We start from the raw sequence: 13,143 nt of genomic DNA, 5'->3' as shown, positions 1-13,143 counted from the left end.
AACCCCGGAGGATATAGATGAAATACTTGTCAAAGCTCTTGCCTTGTCTTTTGAGCGCGAGCGTCATGTTGGCAGCTCCGGCATCCGCCGATCAGCCCGAGCAGTACATTCCCATTCTCTCGTACCGCGTCGGGCCGTTCGCCGCAAATGGCGCGAGCATGTTCAGTGGTTTGATCGATTACCTAAACCTGGTGAACTCGAAAGGCGGCATCAACGGCGTCCAGATCGCGTTCGAAGAATGCGAGACCGAGTACAACACTTCACGCGGCGTCGAATGCTATGAGCGCTTGAAGGATCGAAACGGTGGGGCGTCGGTCATCGAGACCGGATCGACGGGCATTGCCTATGCGTTGCTCGATCGCCTGCCGCAGGATAAGCGCCCGATGTCCACCATGGGATATGGTCGCGCGGATGCGGCGGATGGACGAGTCTTCCCCTGGGTTTATCCGTTGATCTCCACCTACTGGAGTCAGGCTGCGGCGATGGTGAAGTATGTGGCCGAGCAGTCGGGGGGGATGGACAAGCTCAAGGGAATGACAATTGTCGATCTCTATCACGATTCTGCATATGGCAAGGAATCGTTTCCGGTTCTTGACCACTATGCCAAGGAGCTCGGTTTTAATCTGGTCAAGATTGCTATTTCGGCACCTGGCATCGAACAACAGGCGCAATGGCTTCAGATCCGTCAAGCCAAGCCGGATTACGTGATCCTTTGGGGATTTGGGGTGATGAACGCTGCCGCGCTCAAGGCCGCGGCGCGGGTCGGCTATCCACGCGAAAAGGTCATTGGATCGTGGTGGGCGGGATCCGAAATCGACACCGTGCCGGCGGGCGATGCCGCGAAAGGGTACCTGTCGATGACGTTCACCGCGCCCGGATCATTCCCCGTGATCGAAGACATCAAGAAGACCCTCTATGACCAGGGCAAAGGAAACCTCAGCCGAGATGCCACCTTCGCAAGTGTCTCCCACGTTCGCGGAATTGTCATCGGCATCCTGATGACTGAGGCGATCCGAACCGCGCAGGAGCATTATGGCAAGGGCAAACCCGTGACCTCCGAGCAAGTGCGCTGGGGGTATGAGAACCTAAACCTCGATGAGAAGCGTCAGAGCGAGATCGGAGCGCTCGGCCTGTTTCCGCCAACGAAGACTAGCTGCGCCGACCATGAAGGATCTGGTGCATCAATGGTTCAGGAATGGGACGGCACGAAGTTCATTCCCAAATCGACTGGATGGGTCACCGGCGACCGGGCTTTTGTTCGTAAGCTGGCCGAGCAGTCCGCGGCCCAATATGCTGCAGAGAAGAACATCACTGCGCGCGATTGCGAAAAGGAAAAGTAAGTTGGACTTCCTGCAACTCGACAACGTTCAGGTCGTCTATAACGGCATCATACTGGTGCTGCGAGGCGTGACTCTGAACGTACCGCGCGGCAAGATTGTCACCTTGCTCGGCGCCAATGGCGCCGGCAAGACCACCACTCTGAAGGCGATCTCGAATTTACTTGCGGCGGAACGTGGGAACGTAATCGCCGGGTCCATCCACTTCGATGGGAGGAGGATCGACAGTCTCAATCCGGAGGCGCTCGTGCGATCTGGGCTGATCCAGGTGATGGAGGGAAGGCGGTGCTTCCCGCATTTGACGATCGAGGAAAACCTTCTGACAGGTGCGCACACCCGGTCGGCGAGTCACGCAGAACTACGCGACAGCATTGATAAGGTTTTTCATTACTTTCCCCGCCTGAAGGTCAAGCGACGGTTGAGCGCCGGCTATGCGTCGGGCGGTGAACAACAGATGTGTGCAATCGGTCGTGCATTGATGTCGAACCCCAGGATAGTTCTGCTCGATGAGCCATCGATGGGTCTCGCTCCGCAAATTGTCCAGGAAATCTTCGCGATTGTGAGGGGGCTGAACAATCGCGAAGGCGTCAGCTTCCTGATTGCGGAGCAAAACGCCACCTTGGCGCTGGATTGCGCGGATTTCGGCTACATTCTGGAGAACGGGCGAGTTGTCCTGGATGGTACGGCCGAGATGCTGAAGGGCAGCTCCGACGTCAAGGAGTTCTATCTCGGAATTAGTTCAGGTGAGCGTCGAAACTTCGCTGATCTGATTAAGAATCATCGCAAGCGACAGCCATTTCTGTCCGTTATGGACTGAAACAAGGGTGCCTTGGACTTGCCGGAGGAGTACCATGCCGATCGATCCAATTTTCCAAGCGGCGCTCGACGCCGCTCGCAATGCGGGGGCGCCCGGTCTCTCTGAGGGCACGATCGGCCAGTTCCGGAGCGTTCTTGATGCGAGCGCGGAAGCGCTCGGGAAGGGTCCCGAAATCGGTGGATTAAAGGACTTCCAAATTCCAGGACGTTCGGGTCCGATCGCTTCGACACTTTATTTACCTGTCGGACCACCGGATGGCATTGCGGTCTATCTGCACGGCGGTGGCTGGATTGGCGGATCGCGCGCCGGTTACGAGCAGCTCTGCCGTCAGCTCGTCTCACTGGCATCTTACGCGATTCTATTCGTCGATTATCGGCTTGCACCGGAGCATCCGTTTCCAGCAGCCACGGAGGACGTCCAAGACGTTCTGAAATGGATCGCCGAGAGCTCTATGGCTCGTGGTGTCATGCCCGTCGGATCAGATGTGGTCATTGCCGGTGACAGCGCGGGTGCCAATCTTGCGGTAGTTGCATCAACGGAATGGCGCGGGTCGTTGAATATCGCGCGGCTGGTTCTGTTCTACCCCGTTACGGATTGCGATTTCGAGACTCAAAGTTATCGCGAGCTCGGGCAAGATCTTAATATGACCCGCAGGGACATGCAGTGGTTTTTCGAGAATTACGCCCCGCGAGACAAGTGGATCGATCCGAAGATTTCTCCTCTGCGAGGCTCCCTCGCCGGAGCTCCCCCCACATGGATCGGGCTGGCCGAGTACGATGTGCTGCTGAGCGAGGGACAGGCGCTCGCCGAACGGCTGCGCCAGTTCGGCGTGGATGCACAAAGCATCGTCTATGAAGGAACGCTCCATGGGTTCGCTCGGTGGTTTAACATCTCGCAGACTGCGATGCGGGCAACACGCGATGCGTCGGCTGCCATCCGCGGTGTTGCCTCGTTGTAATCGATCAGTTTGAGTGATTCACCTGGAGCAGGATATGTCCAATCGCTTGCACTTCGACGCCGTCGTGATCGGTGCTGGGTTCGCCGGAATGTTCATGCTGCAACGCCTGCGTGAGTTGGGGTTGCGAACGCGTGTGTTGGAGGCCGGCTCCGATGTCGGAGGAACATGGTACTGGAACCGGTATCCGGGAGCGCGTTGCGACGTGGAGAGCATGGAGTATTCATACTCATTTGACGGCGCACTGCAGCAGGAGTGGGAGTGGAGCGAGCGCTACTCGGCTCAGCCGGAAATACTGAAGTACGCCCAGTACGTCGCGGATCGCTTCGAACTTCGAAAGGACATCCAGTTTCAGACCAAGGTCGTCTCGGCCAAATGGTCTGAAAAGGCCAGCCGATGGACCGTCCTGACTGACACCGGAGAGAGGTTTGAATGCCAATTCCTCATCACTGCTGTTGGCTGCCTGTCGCTGCCGAACCGACCCAAGTTTCCCGGTGATGATGAGTTTGCCGGACAGATTTATCATACGGGATTGTGGCCCAAGGCACCGGTCGATTTTCGCGGGAAGCGTGTTGGTGTTATTGGCACCGGATCGTCCGCGATTCAGCTGGTTCCACTGGTTGCAAAGGACGCCGACCGGCTGTTCGTTTTCCAGCGAACGCCAAATTACTCTCTGCCAGCAAAGAATCGTAAACTCGATCCAGTCGCGGTAAACCGCTACAAATCTCGCTACGATGTCTATCGACGGCTTGCTCGCAAGGCCGCAGTTGGGATTGCAGCCTTCCCGACCCCGATCAAGTCTGCTCTCGAGGTGGACGATGTCGAGCGAGATCTCACCTATACGCATGCATGGAGCGCCGGAAGTACTGGCTTTTCACGTGCATACATCGACATCATACGGGATGAGGAAGCGAATTTGACCGCTGCCGAGTTTGCCCGCGCGCGAATTCGTGATGCTGTCAAGAACAAGAAGGTCGCCGAGAAGCTCGTTCCGACGTATCCAATCGGGACCAAGCGGCTTTGCCTTGATACGGGTTATTTCGAAACGTTTGATCGCCCCAACGTGGATCTCGTTGATGTTCGTTCCGACCCGATCGTATCATTGACGCGCGAAGGACTTCGCACGGTCAGTGCCGAATATGCACTGGATGCAATCGTGTTTGCGACTGGCTTCGACGCGGTGACAGGCCCACTGCAGGCCATTGATATCCGAAATCAATTTGATCAGGCGCTCAGCGAGAAATGGAAGGAGGGACCTCAAACGTACCTCGGTCTCATGACATCAGGCTTCAAGAACCTTTTCATGATTACAGGCCCGGGTAGTCCGTCCATTCTCGTCAATGTCTTCGTTGCAATCGAGCAGCATGTCGAGTGGATCACTCAGTGTCTCACTCATATGCGGCAGGAGAATAAGTCCGTTATCGATGCCGAGGAGACGGCCGAGCGGCATTGGCGCGAAGAAGTGGACGCGATCGCGAACCGCACATTGTTGGCGAAGGCAAACTCCTGGTATGTCGGCGCGAACATAGAGGGGAAGCCGCGCGTGTTCTTGCCATATGCAGGGGGAATGGCCGAGTACACCGCAGTGTGTGAGCGGGTCGTGGCCGAAGGATATAGCGGCTTTCAAATGTCCTGAGCGTCGCTCTCGAGCAATGCCGGCGAGTTGTGTTCCATCGACAGGAAATCAGATGCCAAAACCTGAAGAACTAAAGACGGGTATTTTAGTCGTAACGGGGGGGAGCCGAGGCATTGGAGCCTCGATCACACGGGCAGCGCTTCGGCGCGGCTTCCGGGTTGCCGCCCTTTCGCGCTCCGGGGAGCTTCCGGCCGGAGTTGAACCATACGCTGATCGGGTGACGGCGGTGGCGTCTGATCTCAACAACGAGGAACAAGTAAGAGAGTGCTTTGCGGCGCTCGACGCTCGCTTCGGGCAGATTAGGGCGCTCGTCAACAATGCCGGCATTCACCGCGCCGGTGTCAGCGCGCGGACGAAATCTGATGACTTTGAGTCGATCCTTCAGACGAACACGGTCGCGGCCTTCAAGGCAATGCGCGAGTGCTATCCGTACCTGAAGCGCGAGGGCGGGGTTGTCATCAACATTGGTTCGATTTTCGAAACGCTCGGTGCCGCCCAAAATGCATCTTACAGCGCCTCCAAGGCGGCCTTGAGTGCATTGACGCGCTCACTGGCGAGTGAGTGGTCCCGCGATGGCATCGTTCTGCTCAACGTCGCTCCCGGATATGTCGCCACGGATATGAATACCGACTACCTGGCGCGCACGGAAGTGACGGAATATTTCGCGCGTCAGACCATGATCGGCCGGCCGGCTCAGGCCGATGAGGTGGGTGACCTCGTCGCAGGCCTCCTTGATCTGGACCTCACCCTTTTGACGGGTCAGACATTGCGCGCCGATGGAGGGCATAGTGTCGCGCACGGGCATCTTCGCTAGGGACTCGTAGGACTTGAAAATCTAACGAAGAGTCGGTAGAAAAGTCGACGCTTGATGGGGGATCTCTGCGATGGCCGTTCCGAAACAGCTAGAGGGGAAGCTTTCGCTTCCTGTGATCGTTGCGCCGATGTTTCTGGTCTCAGGACCCGATCTTGTCGTCGGTTGTTGCATCAACGGTATCCTGGGCACGTTTCCGAGCCTGAATCTGAGGACGGCTGCGGCGTTTGAGGATTGGCTCGAGCAGATCACGTCGCGGCTTGCAGAGCACGATCGCGGCTACCCGGAGCGCCCCTCGGCGCCGTATGGCGTCAATATCATCGCGCATCGCACCAACACGCGCCTGGAAGAAGACATGGCGCTTGTCGTGAAGCATCGCGTTCCCTTGATCATTACGAGCGTTGGAAACCCGCGCGACATCGTCGAGCAGGTTCATTCGTACGGCGGTCTGGTCTTTCATGATGTCACGACCGTCGACTGGGCGAAGCGGGCAATCGACGTAGGCGTGGATGGAATCATCCCGGTATGCGCCGGCGCGGGTGGTCATGCGGGTCTCATGAACCCGTTCGCGATCGTTCCGCAGATTCGCGAGTTCTGGGATGGTGCGATTGCGCTGTCCGGATGCATTTCCGACGGTCGATCGGTCTACGCAGCGCAGGCGCTGGGCGCCGACTTCGGCTATGTGGGAACGAGGTTCATTGCGACCCATGAGAGCCTTGCCGGCAAGCCCTACAAGGACATGCTGATCGATTGCGACGCCAGAGATCTGGTTTATACGCCCGCATTCTCGGGAATTCCCGCCAACATGCTTCGGCCGAGCATTGTTTCGAACGGCATGGATCCCGATCGCTTGCCCAAGAAGGATCACATCGACCTCGGCGAGGAGTTCAATCACGAAGCCAAGGCGTGGCGCGATATTTGGACGGCCGGCCAGGGCGTCGGCTCCATTCACGATTGCGTTGCCGTCGCCGATCTCGTCGATCGCATGAAGCGTGAGTATCAGTTGGCCGCCGAGCCGCTGAGGCCGCGCGAGAAGGCGATCGCGTGAGTGCGGACCAGTCCGCCTCGGTTTGGCGACCGAGCGCCGAGCACCTCAGTTCATCGAATCTTTCGCGGCTCATCGGGCGTCTTGGGCTTGATGACTACGACCAATTGCTCGAATTCGCAAACCGGCATCCGGATCGCTTCTGGTTCGAGACGCTCGAAGATCTCGGCGTTTGCTTCGATAAGGAGCCCAGCGGCTTTGTAGACCTCAGCAGAGGAAAGCAGTGGCCGCGCTTCTTTCCGGACGGACAGTTCAATTTCGCGGCGGCTTGCTTGCGCGCGCCGTCAGGGGAGGGCGGGCATGAAAAGCCTGCGCTCATCTGGGAAAGCGAAAAGGGCGACAAAGTTTGTTTGACCTATGCAGAGCTGGGCGTACGCGCCGCACGGGCTGCGACAGGTCTTCGATCGATTGGTGTGAACAAGGGTGATCGCGTTGGGCTTTTGATGCCGAACGTGCCGGAAGCGGTTGTGGCGTTCCTTGCCATCGGTTTGATGGGGGCGATCGTGGTGCCCCTCTATAGCGGATTTGGAGCGGGGCCTGCGAGTCAGCGTCTGCTTGACGCCGGCGCCGTTGTCCTCATCGCGGCCGATGGATTTGTCAGACGGGGCCGTGAAGTATGTCTAGTGGAGACGATCCGCGATATAGCGGCGGCCGTACCCTCTCTGAACCGCGTTGTTGTCTGCTCGGTGATTGGCGCGGCGATCAACGATGCCGGATACGTTCCGTGGACGAGGTTGGCGGACGCAGAGCCCGCCGCCGACGTCGTTGCACCGACGGCAACCGACGATCCGTTCATGATCATGTATACTTCCGGTACCACCGGCACGCCGAAAGGCGCATTGCATACGCACACGAGCTTCCCTCTCCGTGTGGTTCAGGATTGCGCATATATTTTCGACTTTCGGCCCGGCGATCGGCTGATGTGGGTCAGCGATATGGGCTGGATGGTCGGCCCGCTCACGATCATCAGCACGCTGATGTTGAAAGGCACGCTTGTTCTTTACGATGGGGCGCCGGATCAGCCGACGGTTGGCCGGCTCCGTGAGATTGCCGCCACTCATCGCGTGACACATTTTGGATCGGCCCCGACGGCAATTCGGATGATGGCTGCCGCATCTGACCAGGCGCTCGCGGCCGTATTTCCTACCTTGCGGATATTGATCACGGCTGGCGAGGTGATCGATCCGGATGCCTTCGACTGGTACTATCGGAAATTTGGCGGCGGTGTGACGCCCGTGATCAACTACACCGGCGGGACAGAGGTATCAGGCGCAATTCTGACAAACGTCGTTCTGCGGCCGATAGCACCCTGTTGCTTCAACAGCATCGCCCCCGGCATGGCCGCGGGCGTTGTCGATGACGAGGGGCGGCGCGTTGTGGGTGAACCAGGAGAGCTGGCCATCTTCGAGCCATTTGTTGGCATGACGAACGGCTTCTGGAATGCTCGCGAGCGCTATATTGAAGCCTATTGGTCGAGGATTCCAGATACCTGGGTGCACGGCGATCTTGCAATCGAACATTCCAATGGGCAGCTGGAGCTCCTTGGGCGCTCCGACGATGTGATGAAGATCGCAGGAAAGCGGGTTGGACCGTCTGAGCTCGAGACAACTGTGATCGACGGCCGGACAATCAAGGAAGCCTACGCGATCGGCGTTCCCGACGCTCGTTCGGGGGAAGCGATCGTTCTTTTCGTTGTGCCTGGTCCTGAAGCAAAATCCAGGGGAGATTCGGCGCAGTACGCTGCGAAGGTACTTGAGCAGCAGATGGGAAAGCCATACAGGCCGCATGCAGTGGTGGAAGTGGTGCAGCTCCCGAAGACAAGGAATGGAAAGGCCGTGCGACGGTTAGCGCGGCAAGCGTGGCTTGAATTGCCTCCCGGTAACGTCGCATCCCTCGAGAATCCGCAGATTTTTGACGACTTGCTCAAAGCATGCCGCATGCATCGTGGTGAAGCATGACATTGAATTACGATTGTCTACCGGTGTAGTGTTCAGGCCAGCGGCGGGAGGTGAGTTCTTTGTCGCTCGACATTGCCCAGCATGCGTTGAGGAGGCGCGGCCGGCCGTCTCGATCGACAGCTTCCGCCTGGTCCTGCATTTCGCTCCACATGGCTTGATACGCTGCCGTCGCCAATGGCGTCAGCATTTCCATGAGATGCGTACAACTCTTCGTTCCTCCCAGCTTATCGCGTACCTCGCGGTTCCAGCCGCCGCCGATCCTTGTGCCAATGAGGACCGAGAGGCTGGATGGCGCTCCGAAACAGTCTTGATAAGGGCCCGCATCGGTGGCGGCGCTGACATCGTGGACGAGGAACTCTTTGTCAATCGTCAGCCTGATCCACATCTCGTGGATGGCATGATGTGCCGGCGTCGTCTTGCCAAACGGTGCTGTGCTTTCGAAGGGCTTCTCGTCCACAATGTGTCCTTCGACGTCGTAGAGACCATCATCCCGCCGAAAGACCTGCATGTCGACATTGCGACGGTGGATAAACGATCGCGACACGGGTTTCTTGAGAGGCATGATCGGGCCCTTGCTTAAGGTAATCTAAAACAGCTGTTTATTGATTGACGCTCAAAAATCTATCGAATATACGTTAGGTAAACAAGCTGGGAGATGGTCACATGAGCGGCTCGCTTGTATCGGTGGATTACCCAGTTCAAGGCTGCGCGAGATTGACACTCAATCGGGCCGAGTCGAAGAACGCGCTATCTCGAGCTCTGCGAAAGGAGCTGACCTCGACGCTTGATGGGTTTAACGGCGACGATCGTGCCAGGGTGGTCATTTTGACCGGGGCTGGCACGGCATTTTGCGCCGGTCTCGATCTGAAAGAACTCGGATCTGCGAGTTCCAGCGACGTGCTTGGCTTCAATGACATCTCTCTTAATCCTGTCGCAGCGCTAGGAAGGCTTAGCAGCCCCACAATTGCCGCCGTGAACGGACCTGCGATCACCGGTGGGTTTGAGCTGGCACTTGCTTGCGACATCATCGTTTGCAGTCGAACGGCGCGCTTTGCCGACACTCACGCGCGTGTGGGGATATTGCCGACGTGGGGCTTGTCTCAACGATTGTCCCGCGCGATTGGACCGTATCGGGCCCGCGAGCTTTCTCTGACCGGAAATTTCCTTTCGCCCGAGCGGGCTGAACTGTTTGGATTGGTCAACCGCGTGGTCGAACCAGACGTCTTGCAAGCCGAAGTGATCGCACTTGCTGAGGCAATGCTGACGGTAGTGCCTAGTGCTCTTCGTAGCTACAAGAAACTGATTAATGACGGGCTGCAACTCACGCTGCACGAGGCTTTGGCGCTGGAAGCCGAAGTCGCAACTCTTTCTGCCCAAAGCGTCGTGATGAACGATGTTGAGCAGCGCCGCCATGAGGTCCTGGCACGCGCCAAGCAACAAGCGACAAATTTGCCAATATAGCGAAAGTGCAAGCTATGAGCGCGCGTGTCGAAGCCGGCCCACTTGCCGGCGTCAAGGTCATTGAATTGGCTGGGATTGGACCGGCGCCATTCTGTGGAATGCTTTTGTCGGACCTCGGGGCGGACATCATCCGCATCGATCGGCAGCTACGGTCAGACCTCGGTCTTACAATCGCGAGCGAATTCGATTTCACCAGCCGCGGCCGCCGTAGCATCACTGCTGATTTGAAATCAAAGAGCAGTATCGAGGCAATTCTCAAGCTCGTTGAGCGAGCGGACGTTCTGATTGAGGGATTTAGGCCGGGTGTCATCGAAAGGCTGGGTCTCGGACCTGACGTCCTGCTCGCGCGGAACCCTCGACTGGTCATAGGCCGAGTAACTGGATGGGGCCAGGAAGGTCCGCTGGCGCAGGCTGCAGGCCACGATATTAACTACATCGCGATCACCGGCGCTCTTGCTTGCATTGGTCGCGAGGGAGAGCGGCCTGTCGTTCCACTAAACCTTGTCGGCGACTATGGCGGTGGCGCGGTTTATCTTGCTTTCGGAGTCGTAAGCGCCCTGCTTCATGCGTCCAAGAGCCGTAAAGGCCAAGTGGTTGATGCAGCCATGGTAGACGGCGCGACGTCGCTCATGGCGCTTTTTTACGGTCGTCATGCTGCTGGTTTATGGAAGTCCGGACGCGCGAGCAATGAGCTTGATGGCGGCGCGCCCTGGTACGACACTTACCAAACCAAAGATAAGCGATATATTGCGATTGGAGCGATAGAACCGAAGTTCTTCCAGGAATTGCTTAAATGCCTCGGGATCGATGCTGCCGATTGGATGCGTCCTGATGATCCCGTGTGTTGGCCCGATCTCCGTCGGTGCTTGGAGGCGACTTTTGCCAAGCGCACGCGAGATGAATGGGACGCGCTCCTTCAAGGATCCGACGCCTGCTATGCACCGATCCTTGACCTAGCCGAGGCGCCGATGCATCCGCATAGTCAAGCTCGTCAAGCGTTTGTTGAAGTCGATGGCATTACTCAGCCAAATGTGGCGCCACGGTTTTCAATTACACCCGGCGAGATTAAAAGATCAGCGCCGCAACCAGGTCAAGGTGGACTGGAGGCACTTAGATGCTGGGATTTGACGGAATCCGAGATCGATGAAATGCGACGCGGCGGCATCGGGTGGTCGTCCTGAGTCGTAATCCGTGCGGCGAATGAAGACGAAGAGCCTTGATCATTCGCTGCAGGCCCATGAGACACCACGGTTGTTGTTGAAGGTATGCATGTATCCAAAGTCTCGCGTCGGACCAGATACTGATCTTGCGATTGCGTTGGGCAACTGGCCGCCGTACCTGGTTAAAGCGATCAGTTTCCAAATAGATTATGTATTTAGATGGCGCCGTTATGATTGAGGTGATCGAAAAACTCGAAGTGCGGCGCGCGGACGCCAAGCTTGGCGGCGGCGAGAAGCGTATCGAGGGGCAGCACGCCCGCGGCAAGCTGACCGCGCGCGAGCGCATCCAACTGCTGCTCGACAAGGGGTCGTTCGAGGAGTTCGACATGTTCGTTGAGCCCCGCTCGGTCGAATTGGGCGTGCCGGGCGATGGCGTCGTCACAGGCGGGGCACCGTCAACGTCCGCAAGACCTTTGCGCTCATCTCACGAGCGTGACTTGGCAATTTATCCTTTTGCGGATCAATTGCCCTCGTTCACAAGCCAAGTCGCTTGGCGATGATGTTTCTTTGCACCTCATTGGTACCCCCACCAATCATCCCGACCCGAGAATCCCTGAAGTACATCTGAATATCATACTCCATCGCGAAACCTGCGCCGCCAAAGGTTTGCAAACCAAAATTCGCACACGCGAAGTTGTTTTCTGTTGCCAGAACCTTGGCCATGGAAGTTTCCATAACAGGATTTTCGCCGGCGTCCATCATATCTGCAACGCGATAGCTAATTAGGCGAGCTGCCTCGGTCAGCATCTTCATGTCTGCAATACGATGCTGAATGACTTGAAATTCCGAAATTGGTCTACCAAACTGCATCCTTTGCCTAGCATAATCAATCGTATAGTCGACAATCGCCTGACAGTTACCTGCTCCCGATGCTGCGATACAAAGTCGCTCCAAGTTAAGCCCCTTCATTAGAGAGCGCCATGCGGTGTTCTCCTCCCCAATCATCATTGAAGCCGGAACGTGCACGTCCGTCAGAAAGACTTCATTGGTGTGGGTTGTTCTGCGCCCAAGCATATCCATCGGCCTAACTGTGAGCCCAGGAGATTTAGCATCGACAAGGAACATGGAGAGCCCCTTATGTCCTGCGTCCGCAAGGGTTCGGGCTACAACTATGATGTAGTCCGCAACGTGCGCATTTGTGATGTATAGCTTGCTACCATTCAATGTATAATGATCACCTGTCCGCTTGGCGCTCAAGCGGATGCCAGAGACATCCGAGCCTCCTTGGGGCTCTGTGATTGCGATGGCTAGTCGAACGTCACCTTTGACGATACGCGGAATGAACTCGGCTTTCAGCGCGTCGCCGCCGCTATTCAGGATGTGCATGCCGGCGTACACGGTCGTGACCAAGTATGACGCTGCGATTCCGCCATAAAAATAGCCAAGCGCTTCCGCGAGGATTGCGAGATCCTTGTAAGAGCCTCCGCTACCTCCGTACGCTTCCGGGTACGGGAGGCTCATCCAGCCTGCGCCTGCGAGCGCCTTAAACGCCTGCTCGGGAAACTCGCCTGCCTTATCCAGCGCACGGATCTGCTCCCTGGACATGACGCTTTCGAGCAAGGCCAACACGCTTGATCTAATCATTCGCTGATGTTCGTTCAGCCCGAAGTTGCTAAAGCTGCTCTCGATAGCAGTGCTCATACAGTTCTCCAACGAAAGCAGAATACGTACAGAACTCATTTTGCTCTCTCCCAAGCAGGAGCGAGCATCGACGGGGTTTCAAAGTCGAGGTGCCAACGTAGCGAGAGACCGAACAAAAATCTAGCGATAGATCGGTAGATTAGGATTGTCGGTTTGCTAGCCCTGTTTTTGCGCCGCGATCGCGATCAGCAGATTGACAATCTTTATCAGGCTATCTATCATTCGTTAGAATGGAAGGTGTGCTGCATGCGCTCGTAAGCTC

11 protein-coding genes and 1 pseudogene are annotated in these 13,143 nt (G+C 57.0%); 10 read left to right on the top strand and 2 right to left on the bottom strand.

Features of this window, described 5'->3' with window-relative positions:
• Positions 1–17: 17 nt before the first annotated feature.
• From UNPF46_RS31110 to UNPF46_RS31080, 7 genes are all read left to right on the top strand, one after another.
• Entirely contained in the window at positions 18–1,340 is a 1,323-nt protein-coding gene (locus UNPF46_RS31110; RefSeq protein ID WP_142252558.1) for an ABC transporter substrate-binding protein, read from the top strand.
• A complete protein-coding gene (locus UNPF46_RS31105) occupies positions 1,291–2,154 on the top strand; it encodes an ABC transporter ATP-binding protein (RefSeq protein WP_210248358.1) in 864 nt (287 codons plus the stop codon). The genes UNPF46_RS31110 and UNPF46_RS31105 overlap by 50 nt, the downstream gene beginning before the upstream one ends.
• 34 nt (positions 2,155–2,188) lie before the next feature.
• Positions 2,189–3,112: an alpha/beta hydrolase gene (locus tag UNPF46_RS31100; protein ID WP_142252556.1), complete on the top strand. Its 924-nt coding sequence runs from the start codon at positions 2,189–2,191 to the stop codon at positions 3,110–3,112.
• A gap of 34 nt (positions 3,113–3,146) precedes the next feature.
• On the top strand, positions 3,147–4,745 hold the full coding sequence (locus UNPF46_RS31095; RefSeq protein ID WP_142252555.1) for a flavin-containing monooxygenase: 1,599 nt from the start codon (positions 3,147–3,149) through the stop codon (positions 4,743–4,745).
• A 52-nt stretch (positions 4,746–4,797) separates the two neighbouring features.
• A complete protein-coding gene (locus tag UNPF46_RS31090) occupies positions 4,798–5,559 on the top strand; it encodes an SDR family NAD(P)-dependent oxidoreductase (RefSeq protein WP_181770192.1) in 762 nt (253 codons plus the stop codon).
• A 70-nt stretch (positions 5,560–5,629) separates the two neighbouring features.
• A complete protein-coding gene (locus UNPF46_RS31085) occupies positions 5,630–6,604 on the top strand; it encodes an NAD(P)H-dependent flavin oxidoreductase (protein WP_142252553.1) in 975 nt (324 codons plus the stop codon).
• Positions 6,601–8,559, top strand: a complete 1,959-nt coding sequence (locus UNPF46_RS31080) for an AMP-binding protein (protein ID WP_142252552.1) — start codon at positions 6,601–6,603, stop codon at positions 8,557–8,559. Before UNPF46_RS31085 ends, UNPF46_RS31080 begins: the two co-directional genes overlap by 4 nt.
• 7 nt (positions 8,560–8,566) lie before the next feature.
• Here the strand turns inward: UNPF46_RS31080 and UNPF46_RS31075 are convergent, their stop codons facing one another.
• On the bottom strand, positions 8,567–9,121 hold the full coding sequence (locus UNPF46_RS31075) for a DUF2889 domain-containing protein (RefSeq protein ID WP_142252551.1): 555 nt from the start codon (positions 9,119–9,121) through the stop codon (positions 8,567–8,569).
• 101 nt (positions 9,122–9,222) lie between these two features.
• Here UNPF46_RS31075 and UNPF46_RS31070 point away from each other — a divergent pair, with 101 nt between their 5' ends.
• From UNPF46_RS31070 to UNPF46_RS31060, 3 genes and pseudogenes are all read left to right on the top strand, one after another.
• Positions 9,223–10,020 carry an enoyl-CoA hydratase gene (locus UNPF46_RS31070; RefSeq protein ID WP_142252550.1) on the top strand — a complete coding sequence of 266 codons (798 nt, stop codon included), beginning with the start codon at positions 9,223–9,225 and terminating at the stop codon, positions 10,018–10,020.
• A 14-nt stretch (positions 10,021–10,034) separates the two neighbouring features.
• Positions 10,035–11,201, top strand: coding sequence for a CaiB/BaiF CoA transferase family protein (locus UNPF46_RS31065; RefSeq protein WP_142252549.1), 1,167 nt, complete (start codon positions 10,035–10,037; stop codon positions 11,199–11,201).
• Between the two features lie 209 nt (positions 11,202–11,410).
• Positions 11,411–11,655, top strand: a pseudogene (locus tag UNPF46_RS31060) (carboxyl transferase domain-containing protein); the annotation flags it as partial.
• 59 nt (positions 11,656–11,714) lie between these two features.
• On the opposite strand, the gene UNPF46_RS31055 reads toward UNPF46_RS31060, so the two are convergent.
• Positions 11,715–12,881 carry an acyl-CoA dehydrogenase family protein gene (locus UNPF46_RS31055; RefSeq protein ID WP_142252548.1) on the bottom strand — a complete coding sequence of 389 codons (1,167 nt, stop codon included), beginning with the start codon at positions 12,879–12,881 and terminating at the stop codon, positions 11,715–11,717.
• Between the last annotated feature and the right edge of the window lie 262 nt (positions 12,882–13,143).

Source organism: Bradyrhizobium sp. UNPF46 (assembly GCF_006658625.1).
Classification (GTDB): Bacteria; Pseudomonadota; Alphaproteobacteria; order Rhizobiales; family Xanthobacteraceae; genus Bradyrhizobium; species Bradyrhizobium nitroreducens.
Note: the sequence above shows the minus strand (reverse complement) of the source record. Positions and strands in the feature narration are given on the sequence as shown.

What these genes read in the sequence shown, in the direction of transcription:
- UNPF46_RS31110 (WP_142252558.1), top strand. Translation starts at nt 18, where the DNA reads ATGAAATACTTGTCAAAGCTCTTGCCTTGTCTTTTGAGCGCGAGCGTC.
- UNPF46_RS31105 (WP_210248358.1), top strand. Translation starts at nt 1,291, where the DNA reads ATGCTGCAGAGAAGAACATCACTGCGCGCGATTGCGAAAAGGAAAAGT.
- UNPF46_RS31100 (WP_142252556.1), top strand. Translation starts at nt 2,189, where the DNA reads ATGCCGATCGATCCAATTTTCCAAGCGGCGCTCGACGCCGCTCGCAAT.
- UNPF46_RS31095 (WP_142252555.1), top strand. Translation starts at nt 3,147, where the DNA reads ATGTCCAATCGCTTGCACTTCGACGCCGTCGTGATCGGTGCTGGGTTC.
- UNPF46_RS31090 (WP_181770192.1), top strand. Translation starts at nt 4,798, where the DNA reads ATGCCAAAACCTGAAGAACTAAAGACGGGTATTTTAGTCGTAACGGGG.
- UNPF46_RS31085 (WP_142252553.1), top strand. Translation starts at nt 5,630, where the DNA reads ATGGCCGTTCCGAAACAGCTAGAGGGGAAGCTTTCGCTTCCTGTGATC.
- UNPF46_RS31075 (WP_142252551.1), bottom strand. Translation starts at nt 9,121, where the DNA reads ATGCCTCTCAAGAAACCCGTGTCGCGATCGTTTATCCACCGTCGCAAT.
- UNPF46_RS31070 (WP_142252550.1), top strand. Translation starts at nt 9,223, where the DNA reads ATGAGCGGCTCGCTTGTATCGGTGGATTACCCAGTTCAAGGCTGCGCG.
- UNPF46_RS31065 (WP_142252549.1), top strand. Translation starts at nt 10,035, where the DNA reads ATGAGCGCGCGTGTCGAAGCCGGCCCACTTGCCGGCGTCAAGGTCATT.
- UNPF46_RS31055 (WP_142252548.1), bottom strand. Translation starts at nt 12,881, where the DNA reads ATGAGCACTGCTATCGAGAGCAGCTTTAGCAACTTCGGGCTGAACGAA.